The sequence below is a fragment of the Caulobacter sp. GW821-FHT09A05 genome (assembly GCF_059418465.1).
The window spans coordinates 1-19,741 of record NZ_JBWKPX010000031.1 but is presented as its reverse complement, the minus strand read 5'-3'; the positions used below and the strand labels follow the sequence as shown (position 1 = coordinate 19,741).

Annotated in this window: 14 protein-coding genes and 1 pseudogene; 10 read left to right on the top strand and 5 right to left on the bottom strand. The window is 69.9% G+C overall.

The features are described 5' to 3' along the window. The first annotated feature begins 39 nt into the window (after window positions 1-39). From AC07NX_RS21890 to AC07NX_RS21870, 5 genes are all read left to right on the top strand, one after another. The gene (locus AC07NX_RS21890; RefSeq protein WP_494644700.1) at window positions 40-513 is read left to right on the top strand and encodes an Lrp/AsnC family transcriptional regulator; all 474 of its coding nucleotides are present in this window, start codon (window positions 40-42) and stop codon (window positions 511-513) included. A gap of 81 nt (window positions 514-594) precedes the next feature. Continuing rightward, a complete protein-coding gene (locus AC07NX_RS21885; RefSeq protein ID WP_494644699.1) occupies window positions 595-1,428 on the top strand; it encodes a carbonic anhydrase in 834 nt (277 codons plus the stop codon). A 68-nt stretch (window positions 1,429-1,496) separates the two neighbouring features. Beyond that, window positions 1,497-6,530: an alpha-2-macroglobulin family protein gene (locus AC07NX_RS21880; protein ID WP_494644698.1), complete on the top strand. Its 5,034-nt coding sequence runs from the start codon at window positions 1,497-1,499 to the stop codon at window positions 6,528-6,530. A gap of 154 nt (window positions 6,531-6,684) precedes the next feature. Beyond that, a complete protein-coding gene (gene pbpC / locus AC07NX_RS21875) occupies window positions 6,685-8,721 on the top strand; it encodes a penicillin-binding protein 1C (protein WP_494644697.1) in 2,037 nt (678 codons plus the stop codon). A 279-nt stretch (window positions 8,722-9,000) separates the two neighbouring features. Next, window positions 9,001-9,828, top strand: coding sequence for a flagellin (locus tag AC07NX_RS21870; protein ID WP_494644695.1), 828 nt, complete (start codon window positions 9,001-9,003; stop codon window positions 9,826-9,828). Window positions 9,829-9,900: 72 nt separating this feature from the next. Here AC07NX_RS21870 and AC07NX_RS21865 read toward each other — a convergent pair whose 3' ends face one another. Genes AC07NX_RS21865 through AC07NX_RS21855 form a run of 3 tightly spaced genes read right to left on the bottom strand, consistent with a single transcriptional unit; the run spans window position 9,901 to window position 11,849 of the window. Next, a complete protein-coding gene (locus AC07NX_RS21865; protein WP_494644694.1) occupies window positions 9,901-10,527 on the bottom strand; it encodes a carbonic anhydrase in 627 nt (208 codons plus the stop codon). Further along, window positions 10,520-11,161, bottom strand: a complete 642-nt coding sequence (gene maiA, locus AC07NX_RS21860) for a maleylacetoacetate isomerase (RefSeq protein ID WP_494644693.1) — start codon at window positions 11,159-11,161, stop codon at window positions 10,520-10,522. Before maiA ends, AC07NX_RS21865 begins: the two co-directional genes overlap by 8 nt. A 10-nt stretch (window positions 11,162-11,171) precedes the next feature. Then, complete coding sequence (locus tag AC07NX_RS21855) at window positions 11,172-11,849, bottom strand: fumarylacetoacetate hydrolase family protein (protein WP_494644692.1); 678 nt, start codon at window positions 11,847-11,849, stop codon at window positions 11,172-11,174. 190 nt (window positions 11,850-12,039) lie between these two features. Between AC07NX_RS21855 and AC07NX_RS21850 the strand changes: the two genes are divergently transcribed. From AC07NX_RS21850 to AC07NX_RS21840, 3 genes are read left to right on the top strand one after another with little or no spacing between them, the layout of a single operon-like run. After that, complete coding sequence (locus AC07NX_RS21850; RefSeq protein WP_494644691.1) at window positions 12,040-12,918, top strand: ABC transporter ATP-binding protein; 879 nt, start codon at window positions 12,040-12,042, stop codon at window positions 12,916-12,918. A 26-nt stretch (window positions 12,919-12,944) separates the two neighbouring features. Continuing rightward, window positions 12,945-16,568, top strand: a complete 3,624-nt coding sequence (locus tag AC07NX_RS21845; protein ID WP_494644689.1) for an ABC transporter permease/M1 family aminopeptidase — start codon at window positions 12,945-12,947, stop codon at window positions 16,566-16,568. Next, the gene (locus AC07NX_RS21840) at window positions 16,565-16,999 is read left to right on the top strand and encodes a PaaI family thioesterase (protein WP_494644688.1); all 435 of its coding nucleotides are present in this window, start codon (window positions 16,565-16,567) and stop codon (window positions 16,997-16,999) included. The genes AC07NX_RS21845 and AC07NX_RS21840 overlap by 4 nt, the downstream gene beginning before the upstream one ends. Before the next feature lie 42 nt (window positions 17,000-17,041). On the opposite strand, the gene AC07NX_RS21835 is transcribed toward AC07NX_RS21840, so the two are convergent. Beyond that, on the bottom strand, window positions 17,042-17,641 hold the full coding sequence (locus AC07NX_RS21835) for a DUF4142 domain-containing protein (RefSeq protein WP_494644686.1): 600 nt from the start codon (window positions 17,639-17,641) through the stop codon (window positions 17,042-17,044). A gap of 125 nt (window positions 17,642-17,766) precedes the next feature. Between AC07NX_RS21835 and AC07NX_RS21830 the strand changes: the two genes are divergently transcribed. Next, window positions 17,767-18,963, top strand: coding sequence for a CaiB/BaiF CoA transferase family protein (locus AC07NX_RS21830; protein ID WP_494644685.1), 1,197 nt, complete (start codon window positions 17,767-17,769; stop codon window positions 18,961-18,963). Next, the gene (locus tag AC07NX_RS21825; protein ID WP_494644683.1) at window positions 18,963-19,373 is read left to right on the top strand and encodes a GFA family protein; all 411 of its coding nucleotides are present in this window, start codon (window positions 18,963-18,965) and stop codon (window positions 19,371-19,373) included. Before AC07NX_RS21830 ends, AC07NX_RS21825 begins: the two co-directional genes overlap by 1 nt. Window positions 19,374-19,655: 282 nt before the next feature. On the opposite strand, the pseudogene AC07NX_RS21820 reads toward AC07NX_RS21825, so the two are convergent. Next, window positions 19,656-19,741, bottom strand: a pseudogene (locus AC07NX_RS21820) (hypothetical protein); the annotation flags it as partial.

Genomic DNA, 19,741 nt, shown 5'->3' with positions numbered 1-19,741 from the left:
CCGTGATATGCAGGATTCCATCACGACGGAGCCCTTGTGGTGAAGAAACCTGCGGTCAACCTCGACGCCTTCGACCGCAAGCTGCTGAACCTGCTCCAGAGGCGGGGCCGGGCCAGCTATGTGGAAATGGCCGAGGCGGTGAATCTTTCCGAATCCGCCTGCCTGCGTCGCGTGAAGGCCCTGGAGGAGGCCGGGGTGATCGGGCGCTACGCCGCGGTGATCGACGAGCGGGCGGTGGGGCTGCCGCTCAGCGTCTTCGTCACTGTCACCCTGTCGTCCCAGGCCGAGGCGACGCTCAGCGCGTTCGAGAAGGCCGTCGCCAATGTCCGCGAGGTGGCCGAGTGCTACCTGATGACCGGCGGTTCGGACTATCTGCTGCGGCTGGTGGTGGCCGACGTTGACGACCTGGAGCGGGTGCACGCCCAGGAACTGACGCGGATCCCGGGCGTGGTCCGGGTCAGCTCGTCGATCGCCATGCGCACGGTGGTCAAGCGTGTCGAATTGCCGCTCTGAAGCCAGGCCGGCGTTGCGGCGGGGTTAACCTTCCCCTGGCAGAACTGTAGGCCACTGTCGTTGCGCTCGTCGGGGGATGAGATGGTTTCGAGACGTCTGCTGCTGGGCGCCCTGGCGTCCGGCCTCGCCGCGCCCGCCCTGGCCTGGGCCGAGGGCGACGGATCCGCCACGCCGTCGGTTCTGACCCGCAAGGGCCGCCGCACGCGTCGGGCCCTGAAGACCCAGACCACCGACAAGGCCGCGCTCGACAAGGCCCTGGCCCAGGTCAAGCCGCTGGAGGATCCCCACGCGGTCGAGCCGGCCGAGGTGCATCCGCCCCAGTTGGTCAGTCCGGACGAGGCCCTGGGCCGCCTCAAGCAGGGCAACGCCATCTTCGCCCGCGGCGGGGCCAGCATCGTCCTGCCGTCGATGCTCCGGATCGCCGAACTGTCCAAGGGCCAGAAGCCGTTCGCGGTGGTCGTCGGCTGCAGCGACAGCCGCGTCGGCCCCGAACTGGTCTTCGACTGCAATCTGGGCGAGCTGTTCGTGGTCCGCGTCGCCGGCTCGACCGTCAGCCAGGAGGGGCTGGGCTCGATCGTCTACGCGGTCGAGCACCTGGGCGCCCCGCTGGTCGTGGTGCTGGGCCACAGCAAGTGCGGCGCCGTCGGCGCGGCGGTGGACGTGGCCACCAAGCACGCCGACCTGCATGGCTCGCTGCTGAACATGGTGCTGCCGATCATCCCGGCGGTGCTGGAGGCGCAGGAGAAGCACCCGGCCGACCTGCAGGACGCGGCGATCCACCAGAACGTCCGCGACGTCGCCGCCCGCCTGAAGGTGGCCGACGGGACCCTGGCCGAGAAGCTGGCCGAGGGCCGACTGAAGATCGTCTCGGCCACCTACGACCTGGCCAGCGGCGTGGTGGCGTTCGACGCCTAGACCCGTTGACCCCTCCCCCGGCTTAGGTTCAAGTCCCCCCTGACACGCTAAAGTTGGGGAGGCCCGGGATGTCGACGGACGAGACGCCGCCGGAAGGCGGCCACGAGCCCAAGACGTCCCGTTGGGAAGCCTTCAAGGCCAGGATCCCGTCCGGCCTGAAGTCGCCCCTGGTCGCGGTCGGCGCGGCCGCCCTGGCGGCCGGCTTCGGCGGCGGCTTCGCCGTCGGCAAGGTGGCCGATTTCGGCTGGTTCGGCCACAAGGCGGCGACGGCCGAGGCTCCCAAGGGCCAGGCCTGGTCGCTGTTCGGCAAGCCCCGCTCGGCCAGCGCCCCGCGTCGCGGGATCCCCAAGCCCGAAGGCTTCGCCGTCTGGCGCAGCCGCATCGACAGCTCCGGCGCCGAGCCCATGGCCTGCGTCCAGATGAGCAAGCCGCTGGACCCGTCCAAGGCCTATGCCGACTTCGTGCTGATTTCGCCGGACCTGGGCCGCCAGCCGGCCGTACGGGTCAAGGATGACGAGCTGTGCATCGGCGGCGTCGGCTTCACCGACCACCGCGTCACCCTGCTCAAGGGCCTGCCGGGCCGGGGCGGCGAGACCCTGGCCGCCAATGCCGACGTCGACTTCACCTTCGGCGAGAAGCCGCCCTATGTCGGCTTCGCCGGCGACGGGGTGATCCTGCCGCGCGAGGAGTCCGACGGCGTGGCGCTGGAGACCATGAACGTCTCCAAGCTGGCCATCGAGGTCTGGCGCGTCTCGGACCGCAACCTGGTGCGCAAGTCGATCGGCGCGCCCGATCCGACGGGCGAGGGCGACTACGCCAGCGACTATGGCGACGACAGCCCCGACGACGAGGGTCGCCAGGTCTGGAAGGGCGTGATCAATGTCGACGGCCAGGCCGGCCAGAAGGCCACGACCGTCTTCCCGCTGGGCGCGGTGCTGAAGGAAATGAAGCCGGGCGGCTATGTGATCAAGGCGCGCGACGCGTCGGGCGGCCGCGATCCGGACGGCGAGGGCGACCCGACGCCGGCCCAGGCCCGCCGCTGGATCATGTTCACCGACATGGCGCTGATCGGCTATGACGGCGCGGAGTCGCTGGACGTCGTGGTCCGCTCGCTGAAGACCGCCAAGACCGTGTCCGGCGTCCGCGTGGCCCTGGTGGCCAAGGACGGCGAGGACCTGGCGGTGGCCAAGACCGACGCCGACGGCCGGGCGCGCTTCGCCCACGCCCTGCTCGAGGGCGACGGCGCGGCGCGGGCCAAGATGGTCATGGCCTATGGCGACCAGGGCGACCTGGCCGTGCTGGACCTGGACCGCTCGCCGGTCGACCTGTCCAAGCAGGGCGTCGGCGGCCGCACCGAGTCCGATGGCGGCCGGGCGCTCAGCACCGACATCGACGGCTATCTCTATGCCGACCGCGGCATCTATCGCCCGGGCGAGACCGTGCACCTGACGGCCATGGTCCGCGATCGCCTCGCCAAGGCGGTCAACGACCGCAAGGGCTACATCCTGGTCAAGCGGCCCTCGGGCGTGGAGTTCAAGCGCTACAACTTCAGCCGCGCCGACGCCGGCGCCGTGCTGGCCGACATCGCCCTGCCGCGCAGCGCGCCGCGCGGCCGCTGGACGGCGGTGCTGAAGATGGAGGGGTCGGACGCCGAGGCCGGCTCGTTCAGCTTCAGCGTTGAGGACTTCGCCCCGCAACGGCTGGCGGTCACCGCCACGGGCCAGGAGTCCGTGCCGGTCGCGGCCGGCCAGGAGCGCAAGATCGACGTCTCGGCCCGCTTCCTCTACGGCGCGCCGGGGGCGGGCCTGCAGACCCAGGGCGAGGCGCGGCTGCGCACCGACACCGATCCGTTCCCGCAATACAAGGGCTACGAATGGGGCGACGACCTGACGCCCTTCGACGAGAAGTTCATCGAGCTGGGCACGACCGTCACCGACGGCGACGGCCACGCCGTGCTGAACCTGGCCACGACCGAGGCCGGCGACACCGCCCAGCCGCTGGTGGCGGCGGTGACCGCCTCGGTGTTCGAGCCCGGCGGCCGTCCCGTGCGCGAAGGCATGGAACTGAAGGTGCGCGGCAAGCCGGTCTATTACGGTGTCAAGGTCGAGCAGGGCGACGCCGGGCGCGGCGACCCGCCGGTCAGCCTGGAGATGATCGCGGTCAACGCCGCCGGCGCCCGCATCGCCTCGACCGCCACCTACACCCTGATCAGCGAGAACTGGAACTACGACTGGTTCCAGCAGGACGGCCGCTGGCAATGGCGGCGCACCAGCCGCGACGCGGTGGTGGCCAAGGCCGCGGTCACCATCGGCGCCGGCCAGCCCGCGCGCTTCAACCGCCGCCTCGGCTGGGGCGACTACCGCCTGGTGGTCGAGGGCCCGGACGGGTCCAAGACCGTGACCAAGTTCTCGTCGGGCTGGGGCTCGCCGGCCAAGGAGGGCGAGGCGCCCGACTTCGTGCGGGTCAGCGCCGGGATCAAGGCCTACGCCCAGGGCGACACGGTGGAGATCACCCTGAAGTCGCCCTATGCCGGCCAGGCCCAGGTGGCGGTGGCCACCGACCGGCTGATCGACTTCAAGACCCTGAGCGTCGGCGAGAACGGGACCACCGTGCGCCTGAAGACCTCGGCCGCCTGGGGCGGCGGGGCCTATGTGATGGTCACGGTGATCCAGCCGCGCGACCCGGTCAGCTCGCCCAAGCCCAAGCGGGCCCTGGGGCTGATCTATGTGCCGCTCGATCCCAAGGGCCGCAAGCTGACCGTCGACATCGGCACGCCGGTGAAGCTGGACAGCAAGGCCCCGGTCGACGTGCCGATCAAGGTCCAGGGCCTGGGCTTCGGCCAGAGGGCCAAGGTCACCATCGCGGCCGTGGACGAGGGCATCCTGCGCCTGACCCGCCAGGACAGCCCCGACCCGGCCAAGTGGTACTTCGGCAAGCGGGCCCTGACCCTGAACTATCGCGACGACTACGGCCGCCTGCTCGACCCCAACATGGGCGCGCCGGCCAACGTCAATTTCGGCGCCGACGAGCTGGGCGGCGAGGGGCTGACGGTGACGCCGATCAAGACCGTGGCCCTGTGGTCGGGGATCGTCGAGACCGGCCTGGACGGCAAGGCGACAGTCAAGCTGCCGGCCGCCGACTTCAACGGCGAACTGCGGATCATGGCCGTGGCCTGGACCGACACCGCCGTCGGCTCGGGCTCCAAGGCCATGACCGTGCGCCAGCCGGTGGTCGCCGACCTCAACCTGCCGCGCTTCCTGGCCCCCGGCGACAAGCCGATGGCCACGCTGGAGCTGCACAATGTCGAGGGCAAGGCCGGGGCCTATACGGTGGAAGCCAACGCCACCAACGGCATCGCCGTGGCGTTCCGCAAGGTGATCACCCTGGTCCTGGGCCAGCGGATCGCCGAGAAGATCCCGTTCCTGGCCCCCACCGTCACGGGGATCGGCAAGGTCGGCTTCAAGGTGATCGGACCGGACTTCCAGACCGCCAAGGACTATCCGATCCAGACCCGCCTGGGCTGGGGCGACGTGGTGCGCACCACCACCGAGCTGCAGCAGCCGGGCATGAGCTACACGCCCAACGCCCAGCTGCTGTCGGGCCTGGCGGCCGGCGACATCACCCTGCAGGTCAGCTATTCGCCGTTCCGGGGCTTCGACCCCTCGGCGATCGCGGTGGCCCTGCAGCGCTATCCCTACGGCTGCACCGAGCAGCTGGTCTCGACCGCCTATCCGCTGCTGTACGCCCAGGGCGTGTCCAGCGATCCCAAGCTCAAGCGCAATCCGGCGATCCTGGCCGGGGCGGTGGGCAAGCTGCTGGACCGCCAGACCCTGGACGGGGCCTTCGGCCTCTGGCGGGTCGGCGACGGTGAGGCCGACGCCTGGCTGGGCGCCTACGCCACCGATTTCCTGATCGACGCCAAGGCCCAGGGGATCGCCGTGCCGGACGAGGCGATGGACAAGGCGTTGAACGCCATGCGCCAGATCAGTCGCCCCGACGGCTGGAGCTCGGTGTCCTACCGCCTGGAATATCCCGAATGGTGGGGCCGCTCGCCCGACGATTCCAAGAAGGCGACCGAGCGCATGCGCCGCCGGGCCAGCGCCTACGCCCTCTATGTGATGGCCAAGGCCGGGCGCGGCGACCTGGCGCGGCTGCGCTGGTGGCACGACGTGCAGATGAAGGACGAGGACCAGCCCCTGGCCAAGGCCCAGGTGGCGGCGGGCCTGGCCCTGATGGGCGATCAGGCCCGGGCGCGGTCGGCCATGCGCCAGGCGGTCCGTTCGCTGGGCTGGCGCGACGACGCCGACTGGTACCAGAGCCCGCTGCGCGACGTGGCCGCCGTCACCGCCTTGGCGGTCCAGGCCGGCCAGGGCGACATCGCCCGCCAGCTGCAGGGCCGGCTGGAGAACGTGGTCAAGGATCCCGACGCCCTGAACACCCAGGAGCAGGCGGCGGTGCTGTCGGCGGCCTACCAGCTGCTGAAGGCCGCCGGGCCGATCAGCATCGACGCCCAGGGGGTGACGGCCCTGCCGCCCGCCGGGGGCGCGCCGCGCTGGGCGGTGGGCAAGCTGGCCGACGCCCGCTTCGTCAACACCGGCAAGGGCGCCCTGTGGCGGACGGTCAGCGTCCGCGGCACGCCGGTCGCCGCTCCGGGGGGCGAGGCCAACGGCCTGTCGGTATCCAAGCGGCTGTTCTCGATGAACGGCGGGGCGATCGACCCGGCCCAGATCCACCAGGGCGACCGGGTGATCGTGCTGGTCTCCGGCCGCTCGATGCAGGCCCGCTCGACCGCCCTGGTGGTCGACGACGCCCTGCCGGCCGGCTTCGAGATCGAGACCACCCTGGGCGCCGACGACGCCCAGAACGGGCCGTTCAAGTTCCTGGGCGAGCTGACCAATCCGGACGTCCAGGAAAGCCGCGACGACCGCTACATCGCCGCGCTCGACCTGGGCGGCGAGAAGCCGTTCGCCATGGCCTATGTGGCGCGGGCCGTGACGCCGGGCGAGTTCTTCCTGCCCGGGGCGGTCGCCAAGGACATGTACCGGCCCAGCCTGAACGCCCGGTCGGACGCGGGGCGGATCACCGTGGCGCCGGGGCAGTAGCTCTTGAACCGCGGATGCAGATAGTCGTCATCCCCCGCTTTATGCGGGGGACCCAAGCGGCGGATCAGTGCGACCACCTCAGCTTGGGTCCCCCGAACAAGTCGGGAGATGACGGCGGTTAGAGGGTCTGGCGAGACCGAAACAGTATGAACCCATGATCCCCCGCCTCACCCGCGTTCTCGTCGCCTTCGTCGCCGTCCAGGTCGGGCTCTACGCGCTGAGCGCCGCCTTCCCGCCCGACATGGCCCGGGCCCGGCGCTCGTCTCCCGTGGTCCTGGACCATCGCGGGACATGGCTGCGCGCCCTGCCGGTCGAGGACGGGCGCTGGCGGGTGCGGGCCGACCTGGCGCGGACCGATCCCACGTTTCAGAAGCGGCTGATCGCAGTGGAGGACGCGCGGTTCCACGGCCACCTGGGCGTCGACCCGCTGGCCCTGGTTCGCGCCGTCGGCTCGGCGGTGGTCCATGGCCGGGCCACCTCCGGCGCCTCGACCCTGACCATGCAGACCGCCCGCCTGCTGGAGCCCCGGCCGCGCAACCTCGGCTCCAAGCTGATCGAGATGGTCCGCGCGGTTCAGCTGGAGGCCCGGCTGACCAAGACGGAGACCCTGGCCCTCTACCTGACCCTGGCTCCCTATGGCGGCAACCTGGAGGGGGTGCGGGCCGCCAGCCTGGCCTATTTCGGTCACGAGCCGACCAGCCTGACCGACGGCGAGCAGGCCCTGCTGATCGCCCTGCCGCAGTCGCCCGAGGCCCGCCGCCCGGATCGCCGGCCCGAGGCCGCCCGCCGCGCCCGCCGCGCCGTTCTGGACAAGATGGTCCGCGCCCATGTCCTGACCGAGGCCGCCGCCAGCGAGGCCGAGGGCGAGCCCCTGCCCCGGCGCGGGGCCTTCCCGACCCTGGCCTGGCACGCGGCCGGCGAGCTGGCCCTGGCCGCCCCGGCCAGCCAGCCCAGCGTGGTCTCGACGATCGACGCGGACCTGCAGACCCGGCTGGAGCCGATGGCCGCCGCCGTCGCCGCATCCCAGGGGCCGGACGTCACAGCCGCCATCCTGGTGGTCCAGATCAAGGGCCGGGCGGTGCGGGCCCTGGTCGGCTCGGCCGGGCGCGAGCGGCCCGGCGGCTGGATCGACCTGACCCGCGCCATCCGCTCGCCCGGCTCGGCCCTGAAGCCGTTCATCTACGCCTTCGCCTTCGACGACGGCGCCCTGGCCCCCGACACCCAGATCGACGACGCCGCCACCCGCTTCTCCGACTACCAGCCCGAGAACTTCGACCACGTGTTCCACGACAAGGTCACGGCCCGCGAGGCCCTGGCCTATTCGCTGAACGTGCCGGCCGTCGCCACCCTGGAGAAGATCGGCCCCGACGCCTTCGCCGCCCGGCTGGAGAGCGCGGGGGTGCGGCTGGTGCGGCCGAAGACGGCGATCAAGGCGTCCGGCCTGGCCCTGGCCCTGGGCGGGGCGGGGATCACGCCGCGCGACATGGCCGTGCTCTACGCGGCCCTGGGCGACGGTGGCGTGGCCAAGCCGCTAGCCTTCACCGAGGCCGAGGCCCGGCGACGCGAGCATCAGGGCGGGACCCGCATCGTCCGCTCCGAGGCCGCCGCCCAGGTGCTGGACATCCTGCGCGAGGCGCCCGCCCCGCGCGGCCGCGCGCCCTCGGCCCTGACCCGGGGCGGGCCGGCCATGGCCTTCAAGACCGGCACCTCCTACGGCTTCCGCGACGCGGTGGCGGCGGGGGTGGTCGGCGGCTATGCGATCATCGTCTGGACCGGCCGGGCCGACGGCGGCGCCCGCGGCGGCCTAACCGGGCGCGACGCGGCCCTGCCGCTGCTGTTCGACGTCGCCGACGTGATCAACGCCCCGGCCGCCGCCCCGCGCCCGATCGCCCCCAAGGCCGCGCCGGGCGCCCTGCAACGGCTGCAGCAGGCCTCCGAAGGCCCCCGCCTGATCTTCCCGCCCGACGGCGCGACCGTGCAGGTCGACAGCGTCGGCCCCGGCTCGCGCGGCCTGGTCATGGCGGCCGGCGGCGACGACCTGACTTGGTACGTGGCCGGCGCGCCCCTGGCCTCCGACCCGGTCAGCGGCAAGGTGATCTGGCGCCCCGCCGCGCCGGGCTTCTATCGGTTGAAGGTCGTGGACGGCCAGGGGCGGTCGGTCTCGGCCCGGGTGCGGATCAAGGGCGGCTGAGGTCTTTATTGGCCCCGAGGCCGAGGCCGAGCCCGCTATTCCTTGGGAAGTAAATTTGAGAAATGACGGTTTCATTTTCGCGACGTATCGTCACATGGTTAGAATTTATCCCGTCATCCTAGAATAAATATATGGATGTGCTGAAATAGCGCGGGTCGCATTTTTCTTAAGAATGAGGCGATTCATTCTTCATAAAGACAAGTGGTTCGTTGCTAAGGTTGGGCAAAAAGCTCTCGGCCGTCAAAATGACGTCGGAACCTTGAACGAGGACTTTCCGCAATGGCTTTGAATAGCATCAACACCAACACGGGGGCGATGATCGCCCTGCAGAACCTGAACACGACCAGCGCCGAGCTGATGATCGTCCAGCAACGGATCAACACCGGCAAGAAGGTCGGTAACGCCAAGGACAACGGCGCGATCTGGGCGATGGCCAAGAACCAGTCGACCACCGCCAATTCGCTGAACGCCGTGAAGGACTCGCTGCAACGCGGCCAGTCGACCATCGACGTGGCCCTGGCCGCCGGCGACACCGTCACCGACCTGCTGGGCAAGATGAAGGAAAAGGCCCTGGCCGCTTCCGACACCTCGCTGAACACCGCTTCGTTCAACGCCCTGAAGTCGGACTTCAACAGCCTGCGCGACCAGATCACCAAGGCCGTCACCAACGCCAAGTTCAACGGCGTCAGCATCGCCGACGGCAGCACCACCAAGCTGACCTTCCTGGCCAATACCGACGGCTCGGGCTTCACCGTCTCGTCCAAGACCCTGTCGCTGGTCGGCCTGGGTCTGACCGCCGGTTCGACCTTCGCCACGGCGGCGGCCGCCAAGACGATGATTACGACGGTCAGCAACGCGATCGGCACGGCGACCAGTAAACTGGCCTCGCTGGGCACCAGCTCGACCGGCCTGGACACCCACCTGACCTTCGTCGGCAAGCTGCAAGACAGCCTCGACGCCGGCGTGGGCAACCTGGTCGACGCCGACCTGGCCAAGGAAAGCGCCCGGCTGCAATCGCTGCAAACCAAGCAGCAACTGGGCATCCAGGCCCTGTCGATCGCCAACCAGTCGTCCGCGTCGATCCTCAGCCTGTTCCGCACGGCCTAACGGTTTCAGCGGTTCTTGAGCCTGAGAGGGGGCGGGTCGCCAGGCTCGCCCCCCCCTTTTCGCGTGACGGTTTCAGCCCGCCCCGCTGGCGACCCGCTCATAATCCTCCAGGCTCGAAATCCCGACGTTCAGGTCCGTCACCAGGCCGTTGCCCAGCGAATAGACCCAGCCGTGGACGGACAGTTGCTGGCCGCGCGCCCAGGCGTCCTGGACGAAGACGTCGGAGGCCACGTTGCGCACCTGGCGGATGACGTTCAGCTCGCACAGGCGGTTGAGCTTGTCCTTCTGGGTCGGCAGGGCGTCCAGCTCGTGCCGGTGCTCGGCATGGACCTCGCGGATCGGGTGCAGCCAGTGGTCGACCAGGCCGCGTCGCTGGCCGTCGATGGCCGCCGCCACGCCGCCGCAGCCATAGTGGCCCACGACCATGATGTGCTTGACCTTGATCACGTCGACCGCGAACTGCAGCACCGACAGGTAGTTGGCGTCCTGCGGCGGGGCCAGGTTGGCGACGTTGCGGTGGACGAACAGCTCGCCCGGATCCAGGCCGACGATCTCGTTGGCCGGCACCCGGCTGTCGCTGCAGCCGATCCACAGATATTCCGGGCTCTGCTGGCCCTCCAGACGCTTGAAGAACTGCGGGTCGGCCTCGGTCTTGCGCAGCGACCAGGCCAGGTTGTTGCTCTTCAGGTCTTCAAGCATGGATGGCGTCCGGCTGTTGGTTGGGATGGGCGGCGGCGAAGGCCGGGTGCGCGCGGGCGCGCTCGGCGACGGCGCGGAGGGCGGGGAACGGCGTCAGGTCGGTCCTGAACCGCTCGGCGTTATAGACCTGCGGGACCAGGCAGCAATCGGCCAGGGTCGGGGCGTCGCCGAAGGCGTAGTCGCCGCCATGGCGGACGATCATCGGTTCCAGCGCGGAAAAGCCGTCGGTGATCCAGCGCCCGATCCAGGCCTCGCGCCCCGGCTCGTCGACACCCAATTCGGTCAGGGCCCGCAGGATGCGCAGGTTATTCACCGGATGAATGTCGCTGGCCACGATCTGGGCCATGGCGCGCACCCGGGCGCGGTCGAACGGATCGGCCGGCAGCAGGGCTGGGTCCGGCACGGTCTCGTCCAGCCACTCCAGGATCGCCAGGCTCTGGGTCAGGACCTGGCCGTCGACCTCCAGGGCCGGCACCAGCCGTTGGGGATTGAGGGCGGCGAAGGCCGGCGCCTGGTGCTGGTTGGCCACCAGGTTCAGCGGGGCGGTCTCATAGGCCAGGCCCTTGAGGTTCAGGCCGATCCGCACGCGGTAGGCCGCGCTGGACCGCCAGGCGCCGTGAAGGATGAGGTGCATGGCCCAGGCCTCAGACCACGGTGAAGGCGAGCTTGCCGACGCCCTCGACGGCGCCTTCGATCCGGTCGCCCCGGCCGATGGCGGCCACGCCCTCGGGGGTGCCGGTGAAGATCAGGTCGCCCGCCGCCAGGGTCCACAGCTTGGAGGCCTCGGCGATGATCTCGGGAACCGTCCAGATCATGGCGGCGACCTGGCCGCTCTGGCGAAGCTGGCCGTTGACCGACAGGGTGATCGCGCCGTCGGGATGGGCCCGGTCGGCCGGGATGATGGCGCCGATCGGGGCGCTGGCGTCGAAGCCCTTGGCGGCGTCCCAGGGGTGGCTCTTGGCCTTGGCGGCGGCCTGCAGATCGCGCCGGGTCAGGTCGACGCCGACCGCGTAGCCGAACACGTGGCCCATCGCCGCCTCGACGGCGATGTTGGCGCCGCCCGACTTCAGGGCGACCACCAGTTCGATCTCGTGGTGCAGCTCGTGGGTGGCGACCGGGTAGGGGACCTGGTCGCCGATCACCACGGCGTCGGCCGGCTTGGCGAAGAAGAACGGCGGATCGCGGGTGTCGGCCCCCATCTCGCGCGCGTGGGCGGCGTAGTTGCGGCCCACGCAGAGGATCCGCCGCACGGGAAAGACGGAGTCGCCGCCTTCGACCGGAACCGTGGATTGGGCGGGCGGGGGAAAGGCGAAGTGCGTCATGGCGCCTGATTAGACCCAAACCCGGTCCGCCAAAAGTCACCTTCGTCAGGACATGATCCTGCAACATGCTGGCGATCACGCCCGCCTAAACGTTCTTTCACTTGCCCCCACCGGCGGCGACAAGGCATGACGGGAAGGCAATTGTGGCGAAAACCCGCCATGCCGACGTCGAAGGGGCTTCGGACCGACGATGCTGATCATCGAGAACCTGACTCACGTCTACGCCAACGGCGTGAAGGCCCTCGACGAGGTCAACCTGACGATCCAGCGCGGGATGTACGGTCTGCTGGGCCCGAACGGCGCGGGCAAGTCGACCCTGATGCGCACCGTCGCCACCCTGCAGTCCCCGACCTCGGGCCATATCCGCTTCGGCGACATCGACGTGCTCAAGTCGCCCGACCAGCTGCGGCGGATCCTGGGCTACCTGCCGCAGGACTTCGGCGTCTATCCGCGGGTGTCGGCCTACGACATGCTGGACCACATGGCGGTGCTGAAGGGGATCGCCGGGGCCAAGGCGCGCAAGGACGTCGTCGAGAGCCTGCTCAACCAGGTCAATCTCTGGAACGTCCGCAAGAAGGCCATCGCCGGCTTCTCGGGCGGCATGCGTCAGCGGTTCGGCATCGCCCAGGCCCTGATCGGCGACCCGCGCCTGATCATCGTCGACGAACCCACCGCGGGCCTCGACCCCGAGGAACGCAACCGCTTCCTGAACCTGCTGGCCGAGATCGGCGAGAACGTGGTGGTGATCCTGTCGACCCACATCGTCGAGGACGTCTCCGACCTCTGCCCGGCCATGGCGATCATCTGCGACGGCCGCATCGTCAAGGAGGGCGCGCCCGCCGACCTGGTCCGCCAGCTTGACGGCCGCATCTGGAAGAAGGTCATCGACAAGGCCGAACTCGAGGCCGCCAAGGCCCGGCACCAGGTGATCTCGACCCGCCTGCTGGCCGGCCGCACGGTGATCCACGTCCTGGCCGACCAGGATCCCGGCGACGGCTTCGGCCGGGTCGAAGGCGGGCTGGAGGACGTCTATTTCTCCACCCTGTCCAGCACCCGGTGCGCGGCCTGATGGGCAAGGGGACGGGGCGCGCGGGGATGTTCGGAAAAGTCGCCGCCTTCGAATTCCGCTACCAGGCGCGCCAGCCCGTCTTCTGGGTCGGGGTGATCATCTTCTTCCTGCTGGCCTTCGCGGCGGTCGCCGCGCCGAACATCGTCCAGCTGGGCTCCACGGCCAACGTGCACAAGAACGCGGCGACGGTGATCGCCAACGCCAACCTGTTCTTCGCCCTGGTCTACATGTTCATCACGGCCGCCTTCGTGGCCAACATCATCGTGCGCGACGAGGACACCGGATTCGACGGCATCCTGCGCTCCACGCCGCTGACCAAGTTCGACTATCTGTACGGCCGGTTCGCCGGCGCCTTCGCCGCGACGGCCCTGTCGTTCCTGGCGGTCCCGGCCGGCATGGTCCTGGGCGCGGTGATGTGGTGGGTCGATCCCGACAGCGTCGGCCCGTTCGTGCTGAACCACTACCTATTCGCCTATTTCGTCCTGGCCCTGCCGTCGCTGCTGTTGACCTCGGCCGTGTTCTTCGCCGTGACCACCGTCACGCGGTCGATGATGTGGACCTATGTCGGCGTCATCGCCTTCATGATCGCCACCTTCATCAGCGGCTCCATGCTCAGCCAGCCGGGCCTGGAGAAGGTGGCGGCGCTGTGGGAGCCGCTCGGCGGCGGCGCCTACGGCCTAGCGGTGCGCTACTGGACGGCGGCCGAGCGCAATACGGGGATCCCGCCCCTGGCCGGCTACCTGCTGGCCAACCGCCTGATCTGGATCGGCATTTCCCTGGCGATCATCGCCTCGGCCTACTGGCTGTTCGACCTGCGCAAGGGCGACGGCGCGACCCGGGTCAAGCGCGAGAAGCCCGGCGCCGTCGCGGCGCCGCGCCCGACCGAGGTCGTCCACGGGGTCCCCAGCTTCGCGGCGCCGTCCCGCTGGGCCCAGCTGTGGGCCCGCACCCGGCTCGACGCCCGCCAGGTGTTCGTCAGCCCGGCCTATCTGGTGCTGGTCGGCCTGGCCGCCGCCCTGTCGATCTTCAACCTGTGGCGGGTGGCCGACGACAGCCTCTATGGCGGCGCCATCTATCCCGTGACCCGCGCCATGATCCGGGCCCTGAACGGCATCTTCCCGTTCATCTCGCTGATCATCGCCGCCTTCTACGCCGGCGAGCTGGTCTGGCGCGAGCAGGACCGCAAGACCCACGAGCTGATCGACGTCACCCCGATCCCCGACTGGGCCTTCGTGGTCCCCAAGACCCTGGCCATCAGCCTGGTGCTGCTGTCGACCTTCCTGGCCGGGGTGGTGGTGGCGGTGATCATCCAGCTGATCAAGGGCTACACCCACCTGGAGCTGGTCAACTACCTGGTCTGGTGGGTGCTGCCCCAGGCCGCCGACTGCGTCCTGCTGGCGGCGCTGGCGGTGTTCATCCAGGTGCTGTCGCCGCACAAGTTCGTCGGCTGGGGCCTGATGGTGCTCTACATCATCGGCACGATCGTCGCCTCCAGCTGGGGGCTGGAGCACAACCTCTATCTCTATGACGGCGCGCCGGGCGTGCCGATCTCCGACTTCAACGGCCTGAGCCGGTTCTGGGTCGGGGCCTGGTGGTTCCGCCTCTACTGGGCGGCGTTCGCCGTGGTGCTGCTGGTGCTGTGCCACGTCCTGTGGCGGCGCGGGACCGAGAGCCGGCTGTGGCCGCGCCTGGCCGCCCTGCCGCGCCGGCTGATGGGGCCGCCGGGCCTGATCGCCGCCGGCGCCCTGCTGATCTTCGCCGGCGTCGGCGTCTTCATCTACATGAACACCAACGTCTGGAACGAATACCGCACCACGATCAGCAACGAGCGCTGGACGGCCGACTACGAGAAGGCCCTGCTGCCGTTCGAGAACACGCCCCAGCCCAAGATCACCGCGGTCAAGCTGGACGTCGACATCCATCCCTGCGCCCCGCGCATCGACACCAAGGGCGTCTACGAGATCGAGAACCGCACCGACAAGCCGCTGCGCGAGATCCACGTCCGCTTCGACCGCGACCTGAAGGTGCTGGCCCTGTCGATCGAGGGCGCCCGGCCCAAGCGGACCTTCGAGCGCTTCAACTACCGGATCTTCGCCTTCGACACGCCGATGCAGCCGGGCGAGCGGCGCTCGATGTCGTTCAGCACCGCCCGCGTGGCCCTGGGCTTCCCCAACAGCGGCCCCGACACCCGCATGGTCGACAACGGCACCTTCATCAACGACCAGCAACTGGCCCCGTCGCTGGGCATGGACCGGGGCGGCCTGCTGACCGACCGCACCAAGCGGCGCAAGTACGGCCTGCCGCCCGAGCTGCGGCCGGCCAGGCTGGGCGACGTCGCGTCGCGCCAGTTCAACGGTCTGCGCCGCGACAGCGACTGGGTGACCTCCGACATCACCGTCACCACCGACGCGGACCAGACGCCGATGGCTCCCGGCTACAAGGTGTCGGAGCGCACCTGGCGCGAGTCGGCCGACATGAGCGGTCCGGTCGGCAAGGCTGGCGACCGGCGCACGGCGCGGTTCGTGACCGAGGCCCCGATCCTGCACTTCTTCTCGATCCAGTCGGCCCGCTACGCGGTGCGGACCGAGCCGTACAAGGGCGTCCAGCTGTCGGTCTACTACAACCCGGCCCATGCCTGGAACGTCGAGCGGATGATCGCCTCGATGAAGCGGTCGCTGGACTACGACCAGGCCCATTTCAGCCCCTACCAGTTCCGCCAGCTGCGCTATCTGGAGTTCCCGGCCTACGAGAATTTCGCCCAGTCGTTCGCCAACACCATCCCGTGGTCCGAGAACCTGGGCTTCGTGTCCAAGTACCAGGACCCGACCAAGATCGACATGGTCACCTATGTCGGGGCCCACGAGGTCGCTCACCAGTGGTGGGCCCACCAGCTGATCGGCGCCGACCAGCAGGGCGGCGCGGCGCTGTCCGAGACCCTGGCCCAGTACTCGGCCCTGATGGTGATGAAGAAGACCTATGGCGAGCCGATGATCCGCAAGTTCCTCAAGTACGAGCTGGACCGTTACCTGCGGGCCCGGGGCGGCGAGGTGATCGAGGAACTGCCGCTGCGCCAGGTCGAGAACCAGCCCTACATCTACTATAACAAGGGCTCGCTGGTGATGTACCGGCTGGCCGACGAGATCGGCGAGGACAAGGTCAACGCCGCCCTGCGCGAGATGCTGGCGGCCTACGCCTTCAAGGGCCCGCCCTATCCGACCGCCCTGGAACTGGTCGCCGCCCTGCGCCGCCACGCCCCGGCCGACAAGCAGGCGCTGATCACCGACCTGTTCGAGAAGATCACCCTCTATGACCTGAAGACCACGATGGCCACGGCCCGCAAGCGGTCCGACGGCCGCTACGACGTGACCCTGACGGTGCAGGCCAAGAAGCTCTACGCCCAGGGCCGGGGGCAGGAGACCGAGGCGCCGATGAGCGAGCCGATGGCGGTCGGCCTGTTCACCCTGGAGCCGGGCAAGAAGGGCTTCGGCGCCGACAAGGTCGTGGCCTTCGAGCGCCGGACGATCCGCTCGGGGACCCAGACCCTGACCTTCGTGACCAGGACCCTGCCCAAGGCGGCGGGGGTGGATCCGTACAACATGGTCATCGACCGCAACGGCGACGACAACACCGCCAAGGTCGAGCTGCGGTGAGCACCGCGCCCGATCCCGCGGCGTTGAGGCTCGACGCGGCGGCGCTCAACGCCTTCCTGGCCAGGGCCTTTCCCGAGGCCGAGACGCATCGTCCTGAGGTGCTCGAGGCCGAGCCCGGCCGGGTGCTGGTGCGCCAGGCCTTCGCCAGCCGGACCCTGAGGCCGGGCGGACTGATCTCCGGGCCGGCCCAGATGGGCCTGGCCGACGTGGCGGCCTACGCCCTGGTCCTGGCCCATATCGGCGAGGTGGCCATGGCGGTGACCTCGTCCCTGACCATCCACTTCCTGCGCGGCGCCCGGCCGGGCGACCTCCACGCCGAGGGGACGCTGCTGAAGCTGGGCCGCCGGGTCGCGACGGCCGAGGTGCTGGTCTGGTCGGAATCGCGCCAGCGCGCCGCCGCCAAGGCGACGGTCGCCTATGCGATCCCGTAAGACAGATGGAGCGCGCCGAGGCGCGCTCCGCTCCAGTCCTGATTAGTGCACGAAGCCCTTCTTCAGGCCTTCGGCCTCGTTCAGGTGCTCCTGCACGGCGGGGGCCGTGGCAGCGGCGAAGGCCTTGAGGGCGGCGGTGTCGCCGTCCTGGGCGTAGCGCTGCATCAGGTTCAGCGCCGCCTGGTGGACGTCGACCTGGTCATCCGCATAGGTCTTGTCGAAGTCCTCGTTGCTGGCCTTGTTCAGGTCGTCCAGCTTGTCCTGCAGGTCGGCCGGCAGGGCGGTCGGCGGGGTCAGCGCCGCGCCCGAGGCGGCGATCGCGGCCTTCAGGTCCTCGGTGGTCTTGGTGTGGGCCTTTTCCATCATCGCGGCGAACTTCTTCACCTCGGCGTTGGTCGAGCGCTTGGCCGCGACCTTGGCGGCCTCGATTTCGTACATGTCGGTGGCGGCGGCCTTCTCGACGAAGGTGGCGGCCTTGGTCTCGTCCGACGGGGTCGGGACGGTGGCCGACGGGTTGGCGTCCGGCGTGGCGGCCTGTTCGGCCGGGGTGGCGGCGCCCTTGGTCTCGTCGGTTTTCTGGCCGCAGGCGGCGACGCTGAGGGCGGCGACGGCGGCGCCGACGATGAGAAGCTTACGGGTCATGGCTTTCTTTCCCTGCGCGGTTTTCTAGAACATTTGATTGTTCGGGGCGCCGCGCTTGCGCCTCGGAGGCCTAAACAACTTCACGCGGCCGTGATGGTTCCGTGATCGCAGGGAGAGAGACGTGCATGGCCGACGCACCGCTGAAGGGCCTGCGGGTCATCGAAATGGGCTCGCTGATCGCCGGCCCGTTCTGCGGCCAGGTGCTGGGCGATTTCGGCGCCGAGGTGATCAAGCTGGAGGACCCCAAGGCCGGCGACCCCATGCGCCAGTGGGGCCGCACCAAGCCCAGGGGCCACTCGCCCTGGTGGCCGGTGATCGGCCGCAACAAGACCTCGGTGACCCTGGACCTGCGCGCGCCGGAGGGCCGCGACGTCGCCCGCGCCCTGATCGCCACGGCCGACGTGGTGGTCGAGAACTTCCGGCCCGGCACCCTGGAGAAGTGGGGCATGGGCTATGAGGATCTGGCCCGGACCAATCCGGGCCTGGTGATGGCCAGGGTCTCGGGCTTCGGCCAGACCGGCCCCTATGCCCACCGGGCCGGCTACGCCCTGATCGGCGAGGCCATGGGCGGCCTGCGCCATATCACCGGCGAGGCCGACCGGCCGCCGGCCCGGGCCGGGATCTCGATCGGCGACAGCCTGGCCGGCCTCAACGCCGCCCTGGGGGTGATGATGGCCCTGCACGCCCGCCAGCGCACCGGCAAGGGCCAGGTGGTCGACGCGGCGATCTACGAAAGCGTGCTGACGGTGATGGAGAACCTGATCACCGAATACGACCTGTCGGGCTATGTCCGCGAACGCTCCGGCGCGATCCTGCCAGGCATCGCCCCGTCCAACGTCTATCCCACCCGGAGTGGCGAGCTGATCCTGATCGGCGCCAACCAGGACACCCTGTTCAAGCGGCTGTGCGAGGCCATGGGCCGGCCGGAGCTGGCGACGGACGAGCGCTACCGCGACCACGCCGCCCGCGGCGTCAACCAGCTGCAGCTGGACGCCACCATCGCCGGCTGGACCGTCGAGCACGACATCGAAACGCTGCTGCCCCTGCTGGAGGACGCCGGCCTGGCCGTCGGCCGGGTCTATCGCGCGCCCGACATGCTGAAGGACCCGCAGTTCGCCGCCCGCCAGTCGATCGTCGAGGTCGCCCACCCCGTGTTCGGCACGGTGAAGATGCAGAACGCCTTTCCCCGGCTGTCCGACACGCCCGGCGGGGTGCGCTGGCCGGGGCCCGCCCTGGGCGAGCATACCGACGCGGTGCTGGGCGCGGTGGCCGGGCTGTCGGCCGAGGCGATCGCCGGCCTGCGGGCCAAGGGAGTGGTGTGATGGACGCGCCCTACACCGGCGGCTGCCTGTGCGGGGCGCTGCGCTACGCGGCGCGGGGCCGGCCGCTGTTCATGGGCCATTGCTACTGTGCCGACTGCCGCAAGGCCTCGGGTTCGGGCTTCATCCCGTTCATGGCCTTCGCCGCCGTCGACCTGACCTTCAGCGCCCCGACCCGGACCTTCACCTGCGTCTCGGCGCGTGGAAGCGACGCGGTGCGCAACAGCTGCCCGACCTGCGCCAGCCTGGTGTTCGGCGGGCCGGTGGGCGAGACCGAGTCGCACACGATCTACGCCGGCTCGCTGGACGACCCGTCGCTGTTCCGGCCGACCGTGGCGATCTTCGTCAGGGGCCGGCCCGACTGGGCGGTGATCCCGGAGGGGCTCGAGGTGTTCGAGGGTTTGCCGGCGTAGCCGGGGACATGCACGCACGGCAAGGCGCCGGCCGATTTGCAGGGCGCTCGCCGTGAGTGCGTGTCCCCAACGGACCCGCCGAGTCCGGCGCCGAAGTCTCACGACGCCGTGGACGACGTTGGGGACACGCACTCACCCCGTGGCCGTGGGTCGATCGGCGCCGCCCTGTCGTGAGAGCATGTCCCCGGCGGCTTATCCTCGGCGTTCAGCACACAAAGACCTACGATTTCAACGCCCTGAACTTTCTCGACCCATTTCTGTCCTCACCCCTTCCAGACCCCCTTATCCTGATCTCACCTCGTCGCGGGGAAAGGGCGCATGGCCAGCGACCGATGCGGCGGCGGGGGGCGATCGAGCGGGACTGGGCT

Bases quoted from the DNA above. Each gene is read 5' to 3' on its own strand.
- AC07NX_RS21845 (WP_494644689.1), top strand. From the start codon at position 12,945: ATGTTCGGAAAAGTCGCCGCCTTCGAATTCCGCTACCAGGCGCGCCAG.
- AC07NX_RS21865 (WP_494644694.1), bottom strand. From the start codon at position 10,527: ATGCTTGAAGACCTGAAGAGCAACAACCTGGCCTGGTCGCTGCGCAAG.
- AC07NX_RS21825 (WP_494644683.1), top strand. From the start codon at position 18,963: ATGGACGCGCCCTACACCGGCGGCTGCCTGTGCGGGGCGCTGCGCTAC.
- AC07NX_RS21870 (WP_494644695.1), top strand. From the start codon at position 9,001: ATGGCTTTGAATAGCATCAACACCAACACGGGGGCGATGATCGCCCTG.
- AC07NX_RS21885 (WP_494644699.1), top strand. From the start codon at position 595: ATGGTTTCGAGACGTCTGCTGCTGGGCGCCCTGGCGTCCGGCCTCGCC.
- AC07NX_RS21855 (WP_494644692.1), bottom strand. From the start codon at position 11,849: ATGACGCACTTCGCCTTTCCCCCGCCCGCCCAATCCACGGTTCCGGTC.
- pbpC (WP_494644697.1), top strand. From the start codon at position 6,685: ATGATCCCCCGCCTCACCCGCGTTCTCGTCGCCTTCGTCGCCGTCCAG.
- AC07NX_RS21850 (WP_494644691.1), top strand. From the start codon at position 12,040: ATGCTGATCATCGAGAACCTGACTCACGTCTACGCCAACGGCGTGAAG.
- maiA (WP_494644693.1), bottom strand. From the start codon at position 11,161: ATGCACCTCATCCTTCACGGCGCCTGGCGGTCCAGCGCGGCCTACCGC.
- AC07NX_RS21880 (WP_494644698.1), top strand. From the start codon at position 1,497: ATGTCGACGGACGAGACGCCGCCGGAAGGCGGCCACGAGCCCAAGACG.
- AC07NX_RS21835 (WP_494644686.1), bottom strand. From the start codon at position 17,641: ATGACCCGTAAGCTTCTCATCGTCGGCGCCGCCGTCGCCGCCCTCAGC.
- AC07NX_RS21830 (WP_494644685.1), top strand. From the start codon at position 17,767: ATGGCCGACGCACCGCTGAAGGGCCTGCGGGTCATCGAAATGGGCTCG.